The 19,237-nt window shown below is 56.5% G+C and carries 19 protein-coding genes; 11 read left to right on the top strand and 8 right to left on the bottom strand.

Annotation, left to right across the window (positions count from 1 at the left end):
- Positions 1-4 precede the first annotated feature (4 nt).
- A complete protein-coding gene (locus tag AC2FI7_RS08240) occupies positions 5-3,145 on the top strand; it encodes an efflux RND transporter permease subunit (RefSeq protein ID WP_010443274.1) in 3,141 nt (1,046 codons plus the stop codon).
- 469 nt (positions 3,146-3,614) lie between these two features.
- Here AC2FI7_RS08240 and AC2FI7_RS08235 read toward each other — a convergent pair whose 3' ends face one another.
- The 4 genes from AC2FI7_RS08235 to AC2FI7_RS08220 form a co-directional block, all read right to left on the bottom strand.
- Positions 3,615-4,424, bottom strand: coding sequence for a hypothetical protein (locus tag AC2FI7_RS08235; RefSeq protein WP_010443273.1), 810 nt, complete (start codon positions 4,422-4,424; stop codon positions 3,615-3,617).
- Positions 4,425-4,664: 240 nt separating this feature from the next.
- Positions 4,665-4,991, bottom strand: coding sequence for a hypothetical protein (locus AC2FI7_RS08230; protein WP_139056632.1), 327 nt, complete (start codon positions 4,989-4,991; stop codon positions 4,665-4,667).
- Between the two features lie 1,262 nt (positions 4,992-6,253).
- Positions 6,254-6,391, bottom strand: a complete 138-nt coding sequence (locus AC2FI7_RS08225) for an entericidin A/B family lipoprotein (protein WP_010443271.1) — start codon at positions 6,389-6,391, stop codon at positions 6,254-6,256.
- A 188-nt stretch (positions 6,392-6,579) separates the two neighbouring features.
- Positions 6,580-6,921 carry an ArsR/SmtB family transcription factor gene (locus AC2FI7_RS08220; RefSeq protein WP_010443270.1) on the bottom strand — a complete coding sequence of 114 codons (342 nt, stop codon included), beginning with the start codon at positions 6,919-6,921 and terminating at the stop codon, positions 6,580-6,582.
- Between the two features lie 295 nt (positions 6,922-7,216).
- Here AC2FI7_RS08220 and AC2FI7_RS08215 point away from each other — a divergent pair, with 295 nt between their 5' ends.
- From AC2FI7_RS08215 to AC2FI7_RS08190, 6 genes are all read left to right on the top strand, one after another.
- Complete coding sequence (locus tag AC2FI7_RS08215) at positions 7,217-7,849, top strand: ATP-dependent Clp protease proteolytic subunit (RefSeq protein ID WP_010443269.1); 633 nt, start codon at positions 7,217-7,219, stop codon at positions 7,847-7,849.
- 135 nt (positions 7,850-7,984) lie between these two features.
- Complete coding sequence (gene clpX, locus AC2FI7_RS08210) at positions 7,985-9,250, top strand: ATP-dependent Clp protease ATP-binding subunit ClpX (protein ID WP_010443268.1); 1,266 nt, start codon at positions 7,985-7,987, stop codon at positions 9,248-9,250.
- Positions 9,251-9,442: 192 nt separating this feature from the next.
- Complete coding sequence (locus tag AC2FI7_RS08205) at positions 9,443-9,805, top strand: RidA family protein (RefSeq protein WP_496815634.1); 363 nt, start codon at positions 9,443-9,445, stop codon at positions 9,803-9,805.
- A gap of 79 nt (positions 9,806-9,884) precedes the next feature.
- Complete coding sequence (locus tag AC2FI7_RS08200; RefSeq protein ID WP_010443266.1) at positions 9,885-10,268, top strand: NADH:ubiquinone oxidoreductase subunit NDUFA12; 384 nt, start codon at positions 9,885-9,887, stop codon at positions 10,266-10,268.
- Between the two features lie 3 nt (positions 10,269-10,271).
- Complete coding sequence (gene mlaD / locus AC2FI7_RS08195; RefSeq protein WP_496815635.1) at positions 10,272-10,724, top strand: outer membrane lipid asymmetry maintenance protein MlaD; 453 nt, start codon at positions 10,272-10,274, stop codon at positions 10,722-10,724.
- Positions 10,721-11,080: a DUF2155 domain-containing protein gene (locus AC2FI7_RS08190; RefSeq protein ID WP_010443264.1), complete on the top strand. Its 360-nt coding sequence runs from the start codon at positions 10,721-10,723 to the stop codon at positions 11,078-11,080. The genes mlaD and AC2FI7_RS08190 overlap by 4 nt, the downstream gene beginning before the upstream one ends.
- On the opposite strand, the gene aat is transcribed toward AC2FI7_RS08190, so the two are convergent.
- The 4 genes from aat to AC2FI7_RS08170 all read right to left on the bottom strand — a co-directional run bounded on the left by aat (position 11,044) and on the right by AC2FI7_RS08170 (position 14,268).
- Positions 11,044-11,676, bottom strand: coding sequence for a leucyl/phenylalanyl-tRNA--protein transferase (gene aat / locus AC2FI7_RS08185; protein ID WP_496815636.1), 633 nt, complete (start codon positions 11,674-11,676; stop codon positions 11,044-11,046). The genes AC2FI7_RS08190 and aat overlap by 37 nt on opposite strands.
- Positions 11,677-11,724: 48 nt before the next feature.
- Complete coding sequence (gene accC / locus AC2FI7_RS08180; RefSeq protein WP_010443262.1) at positions 11,725-13,074, bottom strand: acetyl-CoA carboxylase biotin carboxylase subunit; 1,350 nt, start codon at positions 13,072-13,074, stop codon at positions 11,725-11,727.
- A gap of 9 nt (positions 13,075-13,083) precedes the next feature.
- Positions 13,084-13,581 (bottom strand): acetyl-CoA carboxylase biotin carboxyl carrier protein, encoded by a 498-nt coding sequence (accB, locus tag AC2FI7_RS08175; protein WP_010443261.1) that lies wholly within the window; start codon positions 13,579-13,581, stop codon positions 13,084-13,086.
- 150 nt (positions 13,582-13,731) lie between these two features.
- A complete protein-coding gene (locus AC2FI7_RS08170; protein ID WP_010443260.1) occupies positions 13,732-14,268 on the bottom strand; it encodes a helix-turn-helix domain-containing protein in 537 nt (178 codons plus the stop codon).
- 176 nt (positions 14,269-14,444) lie between these two features.
- Between AC2FI7_RS08170 and AC2FI7_RS08165 the strand changes: the two genes are divergently transcribed.
- The 4 genes from AC2FI7_RS08165 (at position 14,445) to AC2FI7_RS08150 (ending at position 19,191) form a co-directional block, all read left to right on the top strand.
- Positions 14,445-15,740, top strand: coding sequence for a helix-turn-helix transcriptional regulator (locus AC2FI7_RS08165; protein ID WP_010443259.1), 1,296 nt, complete (start codon positions 14,445-14,447; stop codon positions 15,738-15,740).
- A 78-nt stretch (positions 15,741-15,818) separates the two neighbouring features.
- The gene (locus AC2FI7_RS08160; protein ID WP_010443258.1) at positions 15,819-16,199 is read left to right on the top strand and encodes a response regulator transcription factor; all 381 of its coding nucleotides are present in this window, start codon (positions 15,819-15,821) and stop codon (positions 16,197-16,199) included.
- Complete coding sequence (locus tag AC2FI7_RS08155; protein WP_010443257.1) at positions 16,196-16,522, top strand: hypothetical protein; 327 nt, start codon at positions 16,196-16,198, stop codon at positions 16,520-16,522. The genes AC2FI7_RS08160 and AC2FI7_RS08155 overlap by 4 nt, the downstream gene beginning before the upstream one ends.
- A complete protein-coding gene (locus AC2FI7_RS08150) occupies positions 16,510-19,191 on the top strand; it encodes an ATP-binding protein (protein ID WP_010443256.1) in 2,682 nt (893 codons plus the stop codon). The genes AC2FI7_RS08155 and AC2FI7_RS08150 overlap by 13 nt, the downstream gene beginning before the upstream one ends.
- Positions 19,192-19,237 lie beyond the last annotated feature (46 nt).

Here is a 19,237-nt window from a genome sequence, read left to right as displayed (position 1 = left end):
TCCCATGATCTCGCAACTGTTTATCCGCCGCCCCAGATTTGCAATTGTCATCTCGGTGGTGATTACGCTGGCCGGGTTGATCTCCATTACGCAGCTGCCGGTGGAGCAGCTGCCCGACATCGTGCCGCCACAGGTTCAGGTTACTACCAGTTACCCTGGGGCCGGGGCAGAAGTGGTCGAGTCGACCGTTGCCCAGATCATCGAAGAACAGGTGATTGGGGTCAGCGACATGCTCTATATGAAATCGACGAGCGGTTCGGATGGCAGCTATAACCTGCAGGTTACTTTCGAGCCTGGAACAGACCCTGATATTAACGCTGTCAATGTGCAGAACCGTGTCAGCCTGGCCATGTCCGCATTGCCCGAAGAGGTCACACGCGCGGGCGTCAACACCAAAAAGAAGTCCTCGGCTCTGTTGCAGGTCGTGGCCATTACCTCGGACGACCCGAAGAACGACGACTTGTTCCTGTCGAATTTTGCAACAATCAACGTTCTGGACAGCATCAAAAGATCACCCGGTGTAGGGGATGCGACGCTGTTCGGAGCGCTTGACTACTCGATGCGCATCTGGCTCGACATCGACAAGATGACAAGTCTTTCGGTGACCGTCGACGATGTGATCGCCGCCCTTAATGCGCAAAACGTTCAGGCAGCGGTGGGGCGCGTCGGTGCGCAGCCGATGACAAATGACCCGACCTTTCAGCTGAGTATCCAGACGCAAGGTCGGTTGAGCACCGTCGCCGAGTTCGAAGAGATTGTCGTGCGGGCACTTCCAGACGGCTCTTTTGTTTTGATCAGTGACATCGCACGGGTGGACCTTGGGGCGAAAACCCGGGACTCCTTTTCCTCGTTTGACAATAAGCCGGCCGCAATGATCGGTGTCTACCTTGAGCCGGGCGCAAATGCCCTGGACACGTCAGAATCCATAAAAAAGGCGCTGACAGGATTACAGAGCGCTTTCCCCGATGGGGTTAACTGGAGTGTGCCCTACAACTCTGTGACCTTCGTCCGCGCCAGTATCGATGAAGTTGTGAAAACTCTGGTACAAGCGTTTGCCCTGGTGGTGATCGTGGTCTTCTTGTTTCTGGGCAACCTGCGGATGGCGCTAATCCCGCTCATCGCGGTTCCGGTTTCGCTTATTGGTGCGCTGGCGTTCATTCTCGCTTTGGGGTTTTCACTCAACACAGTTTCGTTGCTGGCACTGGTGCTTGCGATTGGCATCGTCGTGGATGATGCGATCGTGGTGATCGAAAACGTCGAAAAGATCATGGGTGAAAACCCCGAGATGACCGTGGCCGAAGCCACCGGCGAGGCCATGAAACAGATTACAGCCCCCATTCTGGCAATAACCTGTGTGCTGCTTTCGGTGTTTGTGCCGGTTGCATTCATTCCCGGCATTACAGGAACGATGTTCCAACAATTCGCGGTGGCAGTTTCCTTTTCGATGCTGATTTCAGCGCTGAACGCCCTGACACTCAGCCCGGCTTTGTGTGCGGTGCTGTTGCGCCGGGATAGCGCCCCAAAACGCGGACCGCTTGCCTGGCTATCTCGCCGAATAGACAACGCGCGCGACGGCTATGCCTATGCGGTCTCAATTCTCGCCCGTCGAGTAATTCTGGCTGTTTTGCTGCTTGGTTTTGCACTTTTCGGTGCGGGCTGGCTGTTCAAGACAGCGCCGTCCGGTTTCCTACCGGTCGAAGATCAAGGGGCTTACTTCGTTGAGGTCGCGCTGCCCGAGGGGTCCTCGATCAATCGCACATCCAAAGTTATGGAAGACGTCTCGACCATCATCAAATCCGCGCCCGGCGTGCAGGATGTCATGACGGTCACGGGCTTTAGCTTTGTCGATGGCCTGAACAAATCGAACAGCGGGTTTGGCATCGCCATCATGCAACCGTTTGAAGATCGAACCGATCCGGCGTTATCCGTAAGATCCTCGATCCGGCATGTTCGGCGCGAGTTTGCCGGTTTGGAAGACGCCATTGCCTTTCCATTCAATCTGCCCCCGATCCTTGGTCTGGGCACTGGTGCCGGGTTCGAGTTCGAGCTTTTGGACTTGCATGGCGACAGCGTTTTAGATCTTGGTGCAACTGCGGCGGGGTTCATCACAACCGCCAACGCCGACCCCCGGTTGTCGGGCGTCTACACAACATTCTCTGCGCAGTCGCCAAAACTGAATCTCGATCTCGATCGTAAAAGGCTGCAGACGCTTGGCGTGAACGTCGACGACCTGTTCCGGGCGATGCAGGTCACTTTGGGCGGGTATCACGTGAATGACATGAACCTGTTCGGTCGGACGTGGCAGGTCAACTTACAAGCAGATGAGAAATACCGGGCCAATGTCGGAGATATTGCTCGCATTCATGTCCGAAATCACGATGGAGATATGGTGCCAGTGCGCGCCGTGGCGAAGGTAGAACTCATTCTGGGTCCGCAATTGCTCGCCCGCTACAATAATTTTCGGGCCGTCACCATAAACGGTGGACCGTCTCCGGGCGTATCAATGGGCGAGGCCATCGCGGCGATGGAAGAAATTGCAGCCCAGACTCTGCCAGAAGGCTACAGCTACGATTGGACCGGAACCGCGCAGCAAGAGATTGAGGCCGCCGGAAAGACACCTATTGTTCTGGGGCTTGCTTTGCTGTTCGCATATCTCTTCCTTGTTGCGCTTTACGAGAGTTGGACGATACCGCTTGCGGTCCTTTTCTCGGTCACCTTTGCGGTGTGCGGCGCGTTGGGTGCGCTGCTGTTGCTGGGTCTCCAGAACAACCTCTATGCCCAGATCGGATTGGTGGTCCTGATAGCGCTTGCCGCCAAGAATGCGATTTTGATCGTCGAATTTGCGATGGATCGATACCGGCAGGGCCTGAGCGCTGCGGATGCCGCCATTCAGGGTGCCCGCGCACGTTTTCGGGCAGTGATGATGACCAGCTTTGCATTCATTGCCGGGCTCTACCCGCTGGTTGTGGCCGACGGTGCCTCCATGCTCGCTCGCAGAGGTGTCGGCACACCGGTTTTCGGAGGGATGATCGCAGCTGCTCTTGTGGGCATATTTGTCATCCCGCCCCTTTACATCATCGCGCAACGGTTCAGGGAGAAAGTACATGGCAAAATGAATGAGGGAGGTGGCGAAAACGCTGTTTAGAACGTTCAGAAAAGCAGGATTTAGCAATCCGAGTTACGGCTGAGCCCTTTTTTAAAAACCAAGTTCTCATGCGGCTCTTTTCATCATTATGTATTATTCAAAATAACTTTAATATCGAATTTAACACCCGGTCACACGGCCGAAAAGAAACATTCACCAGCCAATTCGTATGCTACGGTCGCAGCCCACATTGCCGACATTCATCGACAACGCTGCATCAGATCAATCATCAACGCGCAACTCGCGGAGCTTCTAGACTTTTGAAATTCAGAGAGCGCTGTCGCAGCATGTTTTCATATGCGGTAGACACAAAGCGATGTCGATGCACGCGTTGTAAATTTGGTTATTCAGTACTTCGACTTTTTCAGAATCAAGACTGCACTTTCTTTGCAACCGCGATCAATGACACAATCCGGGACAAACCCACCATCTGAGTGTATTTGTCGCCGTACAATTCGATCCAAAACAATCAACGAAAATCTGTGTCACGCTGCTCAAGGTCCAGAACAGCATTGAATTCATTCTCCGGGTCCATCCAGGCAACTAGGATCGCGTCTTCTTCGATGTCGTATATGCGGATTTCTGCTGGGGTCACATGGATAGTGCGCTCATTCCCTAAGAATGCGCCTCCATGGGTATCTCCGAACACGACGCGGATCATCCGGGACCCTGGAGCAAACATGCGCAGATACGGATCCGCGGGCTTGCCCATGTTCAAAACCTCTGCCTTGCTACGAACCCAAGTTTCGCCAGCAATACGCTGCTCAGGACTTCGCAAAGCCGAGACTGCGCCTTCTGCAACAGAAGCGACGGCTGCTGACAGCATGATCGCACCAATTGCCATCTGGGCTGCACCTGCGTTTGTCCCGCTGTAGTTCGTCCAGGCAGCAAGGCGCATCAAGCGCCGCTGCGGGTGATAGAGCACGTCGACCATGTCGCCGACCTCGACCGCGTTCCAAAGGTCTATCGGAGCAACTTCTTTTAGGGAAAATGCGCGCGGGTCATCCAAAAGTTGGAAGCGCAAAAAGTGACGTTTCGAAGGTTTCGTGCGTTTCCGTTCGTCGCGACCAACGTGGCCCTTCTTGACCCACTTGTCGGTCACACGCGCCTGCCCAGGTCGACCGGCTCGCTTCAAATATGTCGAATTCAAATAGTGCCGATAGCCCCGCGCGGTGATGACCAATCCTACTACGCCGAGCGCAACCACCCCAAGAAATGGAAGCCAATTGAAGAGAATGTCAGCTACTGGATCTCCGGGTCGATGTATTTCTTGGATCATGCGACTGTCTCCTGCGGTGGCGCGGCCACTAGAAGGTTGCCGGGCTGGTGTAGTCTGGAATGTAGCTAGAAAATGCCACTTCTGAACATGTCCCGGGAGTTAACCTCATATCTATAGGCCAGGTGTGGGCTGAGATCGCTAAAAAACGGAAAATGAAGCTATTACTGGATGTTCGTTCACTAGGTCGGGGGCATTGGTTTCTCCCTGTGCCCGCCCACACGTTTCTAGCGAAGATGTGGGTCATGGTCCTTCGCAGACCAGCGGAAAGACCCCGACCTCCGGGATCTTGAGCGTGCCAACGGTGATTTGGTCGTCGCCTTCAACAGCCGTTATCAGCCGCACTGATGCAACAATGCGGTCAAACTCAGGATCGGCGAAATCCAGCAATGTGTGCGTGTTCTCCGCAGCCCCCTGTGCCAAAACAAGGGGCAGCGCACCTTCTATCTCTGTCATGCTCCAGTCCTGTCCATCCGCGTGGATAGTCGCGCTGACAATCGCAAGGCCGGGTACGGCTCCAAAGCCAAATGCTACCGCAACGCCTGACTCATCAGGTGCTTCACAGGACACAAGAAACGTCGCAAAAGAAGGGCTTGCAATGACGCTTGCCACAAACGCGAGTACGATTGTTCGTATAATGATTGGTTCCTCCGTTTGCAGCCCATTTCACAGCCTATGACGTTTCGGTCTTAACATGAAACGCCGATGCACCGCCGTGTTTTTGGCACTTTTGTGACATTGGCGATTGGTGGCAGTTCAAGTGAATGCCTACTCGTGTCGGATCCCAATGCGAAACAGGTGCCATGCGCATCAGTTTACAGAATACAAAAAGTATTTGCGCAATACGGGGCTGCCCAAAAGTGCATTAGAAATGGTGAACACTTGGCCGATTTCGGAAGAAGTGATTTCACCAATGCGTTTGCGCACAATTAGATGGGTTTACGTTAATCCGGCATGCCAACTCGTCCTGGGGCTCGCAAGTGAATGGAATTGTCACGTGCGTTAGGGATACATTGGTTCTTCGATTCGAAAATTCGGGGTTCAGAATAACGATTCCTTTGGTACTGCACCCCAAGAACAACGCTCAGAACCTTCGCAAGTGCAGAAACTGGGCGATATCGGGCTCGTAGCACGCTTTTTAGTTTGTCTGCGTCCAAGCCTGTGTCATGACGCAAATTCTCGGGTTATCCACAATTATCTCCCGCCGGATATCAACAGTTTATCCCCGTCTAATTTTCATGCTGCAGTGCTATTTTCTTGCCCGAACAGGGTCCTGATGCAAAAGTCTGGATACGGCTTTTGATCTTCGGAACAGGGGCTGGACGCAAAGGCTAAGGGGGCCACGGCGACAAAGGCAGGTTTTAGGATTTGTTCTTAGTTGCAATGGTTTACCGGTAGCGGATCAGATAAACTGGGCTTCGGTTCGGATTAGGTGGTCAGCTTCTCAGAAGGTCTGCGCGGGCTGCGACGCGACATAGCGCGTGTGGCAGTCGCCAATGTCTCTTCGGGGGCAGAGGCAACTGGATCGGGACGCCCCTCGGGCGGTTCGAACCGGCAAGGCGTCAGGAGTGTCCGTAAGGATGCATGCAAAGACCGCGTCTGAGCACCTGGCGCCTTTTCCTTTTTTAGAACTTAAGGTTCATACAGGCTACCACGCACAAACCTCCGGAACGGAACGGGGTTCTTTTGCTTGCGCAAAAGAACCCCGTAGAAGTGTCAGAAATGCAATGCCGCGTCTATGCACCTGTGCGGACGACACTACGCCTGTTGTTTGGGTCTGGCAACTACATATTGCGGATTCGGCGTTGCTAAACCGCAACATCCCGTCGCAATCAGATGTTTTCCTGAACGTCCTCAGCCGCGTTCTGGATAGCATCGCCTGCATTTTCGATGTCTTTGCCCGCACCCTTTGCGGTTTCGCAAGCGGTAAGTGTGAATAGGGCCAGGCCAATTAGAATTGCTCGGATCATCGATTGCTCCATAAGTGCTTGTTTCGAATTGGGTAGCAGCTTTTATGTATCAGAGCCACAGATTTTATAGGCTCCTTCGCTTACATCGCTCGTATAGCGAACGGCGCTTAAATACGACCTCAAGACTACGGAGAAGGCCTTGGGCCCGATTCCAGTTACACCTTGGATTCTAGCCAGATTGACAGGGATTAGCCTGCTTCCGGACTACAGAACAACTCGTACACCACCTCAAGTATCCGCGCGGGTCTTTCGTCCGCTAATCGGTAGTAGATTGTCTTACCCTCCCGTCTGGGAACGACAAGCCCCTCCAATCTGAGGCGTGACAATTGCTGTGAGACGGCCGCCTGCCGGGCCGACAGCAGCCGCTCTAACTCGGTCACTGATTTCTCGCCGGAAACAAGGTGGCACAGGATCATTAAACGCCCTTCGTGGCTGATCGCCTTGAGAAAATTCGACGCACGGGTTGCGTTTTCAACCATCCGCTCAAGTTCGGACTGTGACATATCTTCGGTCATCTGCGGCAAAGCCATGATCGTGTTCCTCGATTATATTCGCCCAAGTTCGAGTTTGTCTGAAGTTACTAGGTTGAAAGTGCAATTGGTACAACTACTAGGCATGTATCACTATATGCACGGATCAAAATAACGTGATGTTATGTAGTATATTCCTGTCGGTTTGCCAAACCTCTCGCGGAGGGGTTTCGGAAGCCGATGGAATTCTTCGGAACGCTCAGCCCCCCTTGCAGCCCCCCAACAGCAGCACTAAGACTCGGGTAACTCTTCTTCGGGTAAAGTCCCGATCCATCGCAAAGCAGGCAGGTTCCGAATGTTCGATCCAGTTGAAACATATATGAACACTCTCGTTCCCATGGTCGTCGAGCAGACCAGCCGGGGCGAACGCGCGTATGATATTTTCTCGCGCCTTCTGAAAGAGCGAATTATTTTCATCAACGGACCGATCCACGATGGAATGAGCCATCTGGTCGTCGCTCAGCTGCTGCATCTCGAGGCGGAAAACCCAAACAAAGAAATCTCGATCTACATCAATTCGCCCGGTGGCGTGGTCACCAGCGGTTTGTCGATTTACGACACAATGCAGTATATCAAGCCGAAATGTTCTACATTGGTGATCGGTCAGGCGGCTTCGATGGGGTCCGTTCTTTTGGCTGGTGGCGAGAAGGGAATGCGGTTTTCTCTGCCCAACAGCCGGATCATGGTGCATCAGCCCAGCGGTGGATATCAGGGTCAGGCCAGCGATATCATGATCCACGCGGCCGAGACGCAAAAACTCAAGGATCGCCTGTATGATATCTATGTGCGCCATACAGGACAGACAAAAAAGGCGGTTGAAAAGGCTCTGGATCGCGACAATTTCATGAGCCCGGAAGAGGCCAAGGAGTGGGGTCACATCGACGAGATCGTCGAGAACCGCGCCAAAATGGACGGCGACGACGCCTAGGTTCAAATCCGCGCGCGTCAGGCGTGAGGATTGATTTTGAGATTGTAGCTGCCAGAGGGCTGGCCTAAGCTGCAGGCATATACGGCAAGCGCGGCCCCGAGATGGGCTGCTGAGACGGAGCCCGAGGGGTAAAGCATGGCGACGAATTCAGGCGGTGACGGCAAGAACACGCTCTATTGCAGCTTTTGCGGCAAAAGCCAGCATGAGGTGCGTAAGCTGATCGCAGGCCCGACCGTGTTCATCTGCGACGAATGTGTCGAGCTGTGCATGGACATCATCCGTGAAGAGACCAAGGCCAGCGGCCTGAAATCCTCGGACGGCGTGCCAACGCCCAAGGATATCTGCGAAGTGTTGGACGATTACGTGATCGGTCAGGCCACCGCCAAGCGGGTGCTTTCAGTTGCGGTCCACAACCACTACAAACGTCTGAATCATGCCCAGAAAGCGGGCAGTGATATCGAGCTTGCCAAATCCAACATCCTGTTGATCGGTCCCACCGGTTGCGGAAAGACCTTGCTGGCGCAAACGCTGGCACGGATTCTGGACGTGCCCTTTACGATGGCGGACGCAACCACACTGACGGAAGCCGGCTACGTGGGTGAGGATGTCGAAAACATCATTCTCAAGCTGCTGCAAGCCAGCGAATACAATGTCGAACGCGCACAGCGCGGCATCGTCTATATCGACGAAGTCGACAAGATTACGCGCAAGTCCGAGAATCCATCGATCACTCGCGATGTCTCGGGTGAGGGCGTCCAGCAGGCGCTGCTGAAGCTGATGGAAGGCACCGTGGCCAGCGTTCCGCCGCAGGGTGGCCGTAAGCATCCTCAGCAGGAATTCTTGCAGGTGGATACCACAAATATCCTGTTTATCTGTGGTGGTGCATTTGCAGGCCTCGACAAGATTATTGCGCAACGTGGCAAAGGCTCGGCTATGGGCTTTGGGGCTGATGTCCGCGACAATGACGAACGCGGTGTGGGCGAGATCTTCAAGGATCTTGAACCCGAGGATCTGCTGAAGTTTGGCCTGATCCCTGAATTTGTTGGCCGTCTGCCGGTTCTGGCAACGCTCGAAGATCTGGACGAAGATGCGCTGGTTACCATCCTGACCAGCCCCAAGAACGCTTTGGTCAAGCAATACCAGCGCCTGTTCGAATTGGAAGACGCCGAACTGGGCTTTACCGATGACGCGCTGAAAGCGATTGCGAAAAAAGCGATCGAGCGCAAAACCGGTGCGCGTGGTCTGCGTTCGATCCTCGAAGACATCCTGCTGGATACAATGTTCGAACTGCCGGGCATGAAGAACGTGACCGAAGTCGTAGTCAATGAGGAAGCGGTAACGTCGGATTCGCAACCACTGATCATCTACGCTGATACAGCTGAATCTGCTTCCGCTGGTTGAGCCGAGGCTGATTGCCCGCGGCGCTGGTTCGGGAGTTCTGCCCCCGTAGCCATTGGGCGACTTCCCCGAAGTATTGATAGCCAGATGAAGCAGGGGTCCGCTCTTCATCTGGCTATTAATACTTCGGAGCGCGACGCAGAGCCTCGCATTGAATCGGCTCTGAGGTCATTGAGGCAATTTTAGTAGGCGATCATGGCAATCAAACGGATATCATCCAACGGCGAATTCGAAGCCAAGGCTGGCTATTGCCGCGCAGTTGTCACTAGAGGCTGGGTTCATGTCGCAGGGACTGTAGGTCAGGGGGACACGGTGGTTGACCAATGTCGCTCAGCTCTGTCGATTATCGAAAATGCGCTTATCGAGGCTGGCTCATCATTCTCAGACGTCGTGCGCGTCACATATATGTTGCCGGATCGCACCGAGTTCGAGCCTTGCTGGCCTGTTTTGGCCGAGACGTTTGGCGCGAACCCTCCTGCAGCCACGATGATTGAATGCGGGTTGATCGATCCGAAGTATCGGATCGAAATTGAGGTTACCGCTATTCTGCCGGAATGACGCAGGCAAGCCCGGTGGCACTGGACCTCAGCGTGCCTTTGGTCCATATCTTCGGGGACAGAAATGCCGGAGGCAGCCGATGGGAATCCTGAACAGTCTTTTGCGGGCCGTGACCTGGTGGAACGGAGCCACCCTGAACACGCAGTTCTACACTGCGCGCAAAGGGATCAAGGTCGGTGAAGACGATGAAGGCAACGTGTTCTATCGTAACGCAGACGACAGCAAACGTTGGGTGATCTTCAATGGTGAGGCCGAGGCCAGCCGGATCGACCCTGATTGGCATGGATGGCTGCATCGCACTTGGGATGAACCGCCAACCGACAAACCTCTGGCTCACAAATCCTGGGAGAAACCGCATCAGGAAAACCTGACGGGAACCGCGCTGGCCTATGCTCCGGCAGGATCGCTGCGTCGTGCTGATCCGGTAGAGCGCTCGGACTACGAGGCGTGGAGCCCGGAATAAGCAATGTCAGCTCATACCAAGACCGAAGTTATTGTCGGCGGTGCCGTGCTGGCCTGCGCCATTGCTTTTGGCGTCTATGCCAGCCAGTCCACTGGCCTGTCCCAGTCCAGCGCAGGATACGAGTTGGGCGCGTCTTTTCGTTCTCTTGAAGGTGTCGGCGTTGGAACCGATGTGCGCCTAGCCGGTGTGAAAATCGGTACAGTAATGGGCGTTACATTGAATTCTGACACCTACCGTGCCGATACACAATTTTCCGTGGCGGATGGCATTCTGATCCCGGATGACAGCGCAGTTGTGATTTCCTCAGAAGGTTTGCTGGGAGGCAATTTTGTTGAGGTGATGCCCGGCGGCTCTCCGTTCTATTTTGAGCCGGGTGATGAGATCGAGGACACGCAGGGCGCGGTCAGCCTGATCTCATTGTTGGTCAAGTTTGTGGCAGGGGACGGCAGCGAATGATCCGTGCGGCCCTCGCTGCGCTGCTGGTCACCGCGACTGCTGCGGCTGCACAGCAAAAGGTAGAGTCCGGTCCGGGCGCCATGCTGCGCGGGCTGGATAAGGTTAGCGGGCAGACCTTGGATATCGAGGTTCAGAACGGACAGACGGCGACCGTGTTCGGGTTGGACGTTGCACTGGGCGATTGCCGCTACCCGGCTGACAACCCCACGGGCGACGCCTTTGCCTATCTGACAATTTGGGAACAGGGCAAGGCGCAGCAGCTATTTGACGGCTGGATGATAGCGACCTCGCCCGCGCTGAACGCGCTGGACCATGCGCGTTACGATGTCTGGGTGATCCGCTGTATCACACCCTGAGGCGTCTGCTGCAGATCAGCGGTGAAATCTGCTTTTAGATCAATCGCTTGTTTCAACTCGCTGTGATAAACTGCACGCGGGATTTCGATCGCGCCCAATGAGGCCAGATGCGCGGTCAGAAACTGCGTATCGAACAGCGTGAACCCGGTTTGGCGCAACCGATCCACCAGGTAGGCAAGTGCGATCTTCGATGCGTCCGTGCGGCGCGAAAACATGCTTTCGCCAAAAAAGGCTGCGCCCAGAACCACACCATAAACCCCGCCTACCAGCGAAGCACCCTCCCAGACTTCGAGGGAATGCGCGCGGCCGGCCCGATGTAGTTCCTGATACAGGCGGCGCAGTTCAGGATTGATCCAGGTTTCCGATCGGTCGGCGCAGCCATCCACCACGCCCGCAAAATCGCGATTGATGCTTATCGTGAACCCACACGTCCGCAAGCGACGCGCCAGACTGCGTGAGATGTGAAAGCCATCCAGCGGGAACACGCCGCGAATTTTCGGATCAACCCAGAACAGCTCGGGGTCATCGCGGTGCTCGGCCATCGGAAAGATGCCGATGGAGTAGCCATGCAGCAGAAGTTTAGGGGAAAGGCTCATGCTGGGTGCCCCGGGGCCAGAGGGCCGTAGACCTCTGATCCCGTTTTCTTATTGGGCCATGTTCTCCGCAAGCCAGTGCTCCAGCCAGTGGATGTTATAGTCACCGCTATGCAAGTCAGGTTCCTGCAGCAGCGCGTGGAACAGCGGCACGGTGGTGTCGATGCCGTCGACGATTAGCTCTCCCAACGCGCGTTCCAGACGCGCCAGCGCTTCGGCCCGGTCACGGCCCTGCACGATCAGCTTTGCGATCAGCGAGTCGTAATACGGCGGGATCGAGTAGCCATCATAGAGCGCCGAATCCATCCGCACGCCCAGACCACCCGGCGCGTGATAGGCTGTGATCTTGCCGGGGCAAGGCGAGAAGTTCGGCAGTTTTTCCGCGTTGATACGAACCTCAATGGCGTGGCCGTTGATCTCCAAATCGTCCTGACCGAACGACATGTCCTCACCAGCGGCGACAAGGATCTGCTCGCGCACTAGATCGACGCCAAAGATGCCTTCAGTCACCGGATGTTCCACCTGCAGACGGGTATTCATCTCGATGAAGTAGAACTCGCCATTCTCATAGAGGAACTCGATGGTGCCAGCGCCGATATAGTTGATCTTTGCCACCGCGTCGGCGCAAACCTTACCGATCTTGGCTCGTTCTTCCGGGGTGATGCATGGGCCGGGGGCCTCTTCGAACACTTTCTGGTGGCGACGCTGCAGCGAGCAGTCGCGCTCGCCCAGATGAACCGCCTTGCCCTTGCCGTCGCCGAAAACTTGAATCTCGATGTGGCGCGGCGTCGTCAGGTATTTCTCGATATAGACCTCGTCATTGCCAAAGGCTGCTTTGCCTTCGGCGCGCGCGGTCATGAAGGCGCTTTCCATCTCATCTGCGGTCATCGCGACTTTCATGCCGCGACCGCCGCCACCGGCGGTGGCTTTGATGATGACGGGATAGCCGAACTCTTCGCCGATGCGCTTGGCATCTTCCAAGGTGGGAACGCCGCCATTGGAGCCGGGAACGCAAGGCACGCCCAGTTCCTTCATCGTGTCCTTGGCGGTGATCTTGTCACCCATGACGCGAATATGTTCTGCGGTGGGGCCGATGAAGGTGATGCCGTGATCTTCGACGATCTGAACGAACTCGGCATTTTCGGAGAGGAAGCCATAGCCGGGATGGATCGCCTGCGCGCCGGTGATTTCACAGGCCGAGATGATCGCGGGCACGGACAGATAGCTTTGCGGGCTGGGCGGGGGGCCGATGCAGACCGATTCGTCGGCCATACGCACATGCATCGCGTCGCTGTCGGCGGTGGAATGGACGGCAACCGTCTTGATCCCCATCTCGCGCGCGGCTCGTATCACACGCAGGGCGATCTCGCCTCGGTTGGCAATCAGGATTTTGTCGAACATGGGCCCGCCTTACTCAACGATGACCAGAGGCGTGCCGAATTCCACGGCATCACCATCGCCGACCAGAATGCGCTTGATGGTGCCCGATTTGGGCGCGTGGATGTGGTTCATGGTCTTCATTGCTTCGACGATCAGCAGCGTGTCGCCTTCCGAGACAGATGCACCAACCGAGATAAACGCGGGCGCGCCCGGTTCGGGCTGCATGTAAACGGTGCCGACCATGGGAGAGGTCACAGCGCCGGGGTGGCTGGCGGGATCATCCATCGCAGCAGGCGCCTCGGCGGCGGGGGCAGGTGCGGCGGCAGGTGCGGCTGCGGGTGCTGCCGCAGGAACCGCCACCTGAACCGGAGCGGCAACAGTCTGCGACATACGGCTGACGCGGACATTCAGGCTGTCGTCATCGCCATATTCGCGTTTGACCTGCAATTCGGTCAGGTCATTCTCGCGCAGCAGTTCGGCCAGTGCCTTGATAAACGCGACATCCGCTTCGTGTTTGGTATCTGTCATGAGTGTCCTCGAAGGTTCCCCTATGGCCCGTCTGTTCCCTGCGGGCTTGGTCTGATTACGCAGGGTTATAAGCTATGCAGACGCCCATGAAAAGCGTCGACTGAGCCCGTTAAATAGGGGTTTTCGCGTCAAGTTCGAGGGGCGCTGCAATTACAGCGGCGTCCCTGACAATTTTGCCACCAACTCGGGCAGCTTTCGAGCGCCATATTTCTCTAGAAGACGAGCGCGATAGGCCTCGATTGTGCGATAACTCAGCCCCAATTCCACTCCGATTTCTTTTGCAGACAGGCCGCGGCAGGACAGGATGGCGACTTCGCGTTCGCGGGTGGTCAATTGCACAAGCGGGCGTTCTTCCGAGATATCCGAAAAGCTCCATATCCCGTGACGAAACGGATCGTCGGGCGTAAGGGACCGCCCTCGTGCGCGGCACCAAAACAGGTCCCCGTCGCGCCTCCGCATAACTCGTTCATCCGTATAGTACCCGGTGTCGCGCATCACTTGCAGGCTGCGTGCGCCTATCCGCTCCCAATCGGCAACCGAGGGATAAAGATGTAGCAAGGGCATGTTGCGGTAATCAGCTTCATCCCCGCCAAAGGTCCGCGCAAATTGCAGATTGCACCGCCGGATGATCCGGTTCTCAAGCTCGACTAGGCCGATTGGTGCGTATTCGAAGGCGGGATCGCTCATGTCCTTATGGTGACGGGTATTGCGTTGAATTAGAAGAGCAGGCGGCGGGAAAGGGTGGGTTTCTTTCTGTTGTCGCTGTCAAAGTTGTAAATCTTATTTGATAATTCTTCGCCAAGGGTTAAAAATCATGCAGTTATTCTGCAAATCTGTTTCCAGTCGTCAAGGATACAAACACGATGCGAGATACCCTGACCGGCAGCCGGATACGCGAAAGGCGGCAAATCTCGGGGTTGCGACAGGCGGAACTGGCGCGGAAGGTGGGGATTTCGGCATCGTATCTGAACCTGATCGAACACAATCGCCGCCGCATTGGTGGTAAGCTTCTAGTCGATATTGCGGCGGTTTTGTCAGTGGAGCCATCGCTGCTGACGCAAGGGATAGAAGATACGCTCATCTCAGCACTGCGCGAGGCAGCGGCAGATGCGGTTGGTCAGAAGGCCGAGGTTGACGGGCTTGAAGAATTTGCCGGGCGTTTTCCTGGCTGGTCCGGCGTTCTGGCACAGATGCATCGCCGCGTAGTGACGTTGGAACGTACAGTCGAAACCCTTTCGGATCGTTTGACCCATGACCCACATCTGGCCGCTTCGATGCATGAGGTGCTGTCGACCGCTGCCGCCATTCGTTCAACCGCCGCGATTCTGGCCGAACCCGGAGAGATCGAGGCCGAATGGCGCGACCGCTTCCATCGCAACCTGCATCAGGATGCCGAGCGGCTGGCCGAAAGCTCCAAAGCGCTAGTGGCCTATCTTGATGACAGTGACGGGCAACGCGATCTGCGTGGCATCCCCCTTGATGCGGTCGAGGCCTTTTTTGCTGAACAGGGATATCATTTCCCGGAACTCGAAGCCGGAGGGAAATTAACCGATGTGCTGCTGGATGGGCTCGAGTCCTCCGCCGCCAACGCCGTAGCCTCGGGCTTGCTGGAACTTTACGCAGCCGATGCGCTGGCCATGCCGTTGGATCAGGTGCGCTCCGCGCTTGATGCATCAGATCCTGACCCGCTGGCCCTCGCGGCAGCATTTTCGGTGGATTTGGTTACGGTGCTGCGACGGTTGGCCTTTCTGCCCGAAGGCACGCTGGCACGTCCTGCAGGGCTGGTGATCTGCGACGCCTCGGGCGGCGTTCTTTTCTATAAGCCTGCGCCGGGCTTTGCCCTGCCGCGCCATGGCGAGGCGTGCCCGCTCTGGCCTTTGTTCACGGCGCTAAACCGTCCTCTGGTGCCGATCCGTAAGCGCGTCGTGCAGCTTGGCCGCACCGCCGCCCAGTTTGAATGTTTCGCCATCGCCTCCCCCCAACCGGCCGAGGAATTCGGAGCCGAGCCGGTCTACCGTTCGGTCATGTTGGTGCTGCCGGTTGAAGACACCGTGCGGCCGACGGAGAACGCGGCGCAAGTCGGGGTCAGTTGTCGGATTTGCCCCAAACGAGATTGCGGCGCACGTCGGGAACCGTCGATCTTGAGCGAAGGGTTTTGACAGTTTCGTGACGCTGCGCTTAAGCTGGTCTGGACAGGTGGCCGGACGTGCAACCGGTCCTGGGGAGGAAGTACAAATATGAGCCGTAAGGTTCTGTTGATCGAGGATGAACCCAATATCACCGAGGCGATCCGTTTTTTGCTGACGCGTGAAGGGTGGCAGGTTGAAACGCATGCCGAGGGAACGGACGCGGTGCAGGTAATCCTGTCCGCTCAGCCCGATTTGGTGATTCTGGATGTGATGTTGCCGGGTAAAAGCGGAATGGATGTGCTGCGTGATCTGCGCGAGCATGAGGAGATGAAGGCATTGCCCGTCCTGATGCTGACTGCTCGCGGGCAATCCCGTGACCGGGAGATGGCCGAACAGGCCGGGGTCAGTCGTTTCATGACCAAGCCGTTCTCGAATGCCGAGGTTTTGACGGCGGTGCGTGACCTGCATGCGCAGGCGTCACAGTCATGAATTCCCCGGACGACGGCAAAGGCCGGCCCTCGCCGGCCCGACCGTCTCTGTTTCTCGAGCGGCAGGGTTATCGTCGGCGCAGACTGGCGGATGCGGCGCGGCTGCTGCCATTTCTGGGGGCCGCCCTGCTTGCGCTACCGCTTCTGTGGCCTGATGAAAGTGAAAGTGAAAGTGCCGAGGCGTTGTCGCTTTCCTCAGCCATGTTCTACATCTTTGCCTGCTGGGGGATTCTGATCCTGATCAGTGTGGTCTTTGGCATTGCTGCCAGGCGTATGGCAGCGCGCGAGAACGCCGAGCCCGGGGCCGAGTCATGGCGACGCTGAATGTCCTGATCCTGGTCTGTCTGGGCTACGTGGTGCTGCTGTTCGGCGTGGCCTTTGCCGCTGATCGGGTTGCGGCACGCGGAGGTGGGAAATGGCTTCGGTCCCCGCTGATCTATACGCTGTCTCTGTCGATCTATTGCACCGCCTGGACATTCTATGGCGCGGTCGGCAACGCCGCGCGTTCTGGACTGGAATTTGTGACCATCTATTTGGGTCCAACTCTGGTAATGATCAGCTGGTGGTGGGGCCTGCGCAAGTTGGTTCGTATCGGACGCAGCCAGCGTGTGACCTCCATCGCTGACTTGATCTCGTCGCGTTACGGTAAGTCCAACACCCTGGCGGTTTGCGTGACGATCTTGGCGGTGCTGGGTGGCACGCCGTATATCGCGCTGCAATTGCAGTCGATCACGCTGTCGTTTTCGATCTTTGCCGAGGCTGATCCAACCGGCCTTTACCGCGAGGGATCCAGCGTATTCTGGGTCGCTGCCGGTCTGGCGGTCTTTGCGATCCTCTTCGGCACTCGCAATCTGGACGCAAACGAGCGCCACCACGGCGTTGTCACGGCTATTGCCTTGGAATCAGTTGTTAAACTCTTTGCTCTGCTGGCGGTTGGTATCTTTGTCGTCTGGGGCGTCGCGGGGGGGCTGGGGCCGATGATGGACCAGATCGACGCGTCTGAGATTGGTCAGTGGCATGTGGATGCTGGGCGCTGGACCACTTTCATATTCCTCTCGGCAGCGGCTTTTGTCTGCCTGCCAAGGATGTTTCAGGTCATGGTGGTTGAGAATGATGACGAAGGCCATCTGCGCACTGCAGCCTGGGCCTTTCCGCTTTATCTGTTGCTTATGAGCCTATTTGTGGTGCCGATCGCGGTGGTCGGGCTGGACCTGATGCCTGAGGGATCGAACCCGGACCTGTTTGTGCTGACCGTGCCGCTGTCGCTGGGCAATGACTGGCTGGCGATGCTGTCCTTCATCGGCGGGTTCTCCTCGGCTACGTCGATGGTGATCGTCACGGCCATGGCGCTGTCGACCATGGTCTCGAACCACTTGGTCATGCCGATCTGGCTGAATACGCAGGAAGGCACCGCGTCGGTATCCGGTGATGTCCGGACCATCGTTCTGATGGCCCGCCGTGTCTCGATCGCTGTGATCATGGCACTGGGCTATTTCTACTACAGCTTGTCAGGTGGCGGGGCTGCACTGGCTTCAATCGGTCTGGTGGCCTTTGCAGGGATCTCTCAGATCCTGCCCGCTCTGGTGGGTGGTTTGTTCTGGCGCGGTGCGACCAGAACCGGGGCGTTGGTGGGGCTCAGTGTTGGGTTCTTCCTGTGGATTTATACTCTGCTGCTGCCCGGCATGGAAGGTGGTATCATCCCGGCGTCGGTGATCGAAAATGGACCTTTCGGCTGGGGCTGGCTACGCCCGCAAGCGCTCTTTGGGATCGAAGGAATTGATCCGATGGTGCATACAGTCATGTGGTCGCTGTCACTGAACACAATCGCCTTCTGCGTCGCTTCGATGCTCAGCTTTCCAAGCCCGCTGGAACGCCTGCAGGGTGCACAATTCGTCAATGTCTTCGACCACTCGGTTTCGGCGCGCGGCTGGACCGGGTCAGTAGCGCAAAGCGAAGATCTGATGATCATGACCCAGCGGATTTTGGGCACCATACCCGCGCAGGAGTTCTTTCAGGCCGAAGCGGAACGGCAGAATGGCCGGCCTGGACGTCTTCCCGAACCAACTCCGCAGTTTCTGGAACGGCTGGAACGTGAACTCAGCGGTTCGGTAGGTGCCGCAACCGCCCATGCGATGATTGGTCAGATCGTGGGTGGTGCGTCTGTTTCGGTCGAGGACCTGCTGGCTGTAGCCGACGAATCCGCTCAGATGCTGGAATATTCCAGCCAGCTCGAAGCGAAATCGGCTGAACTCAGCCGCACTGCGCGCCAGTTAAGGGAGGCCAACGCCAAGCTCACCCAAGTATCAAAGCAGAAAGACGCCTTTCTCAGTCAGGTCAGCCACGAATTGCGCACGCCGATGACCTCGATCCGCGCATTTTCCGAAATCCTGCGCGACGCCGAGGGCCTGAGCGCAGAAGAGCAGACCCGCTATGCTGCGATCATTCATGACGAGTCGCTGCGTCTGACCCGGCTGCTGGACGATCTGCTGGATTTGAGTGTCCTGGAAAGCGGGCAGGTCAGCCTGAATATGGATGACGCAACGCTGAACGAGGTATTGGATCGCGCAGTCTCAAGTGCTCTGGCAGGCAGTGATCGCAAGATTGGTGTGCGGCGGGTGCGCGCCAACGAACGCATCCCGCTCTACACTGATCTGGATCGGCTGGGGCAGGTCTTCATTAATTTGATCTCGAATGCTCAGAAATACTGCGACGCTGATGAACCGGTGCTGACGATATCGGCCCATGATGTTGGCGGGCAGATGGTGATTGATTTCATCGACAATGGCAGCGGCATCCCGACCGAGGCCCAATCGCTGGTGTTCGAGAAATTTGCCCGCGTTGGCTCGGACAAGGCAGGTGGGGCCGGGTTGGGTTTGGCGATTTGTCGCGAGATCATGCAGCGCCTAGGGGGCGAAGTCGCCTATTTGCCTGGGCACGCAGGAGCCGCCTTCCGTGTGAGTCTGCCACTTGCTTATCGGCAGGCCGCGCAATGAGGATGTCATAAAGATATTTGTAACGATCTGCGGGTTACACAATTCC

It is taken from the genome of Ruegeria sp. YTSA064, assembly GCF_059610325.1.
Note: the sequence above shows the minus strand (reverse complement) of the source record. Positions and strands in the feature narration are given on the sequence as shown.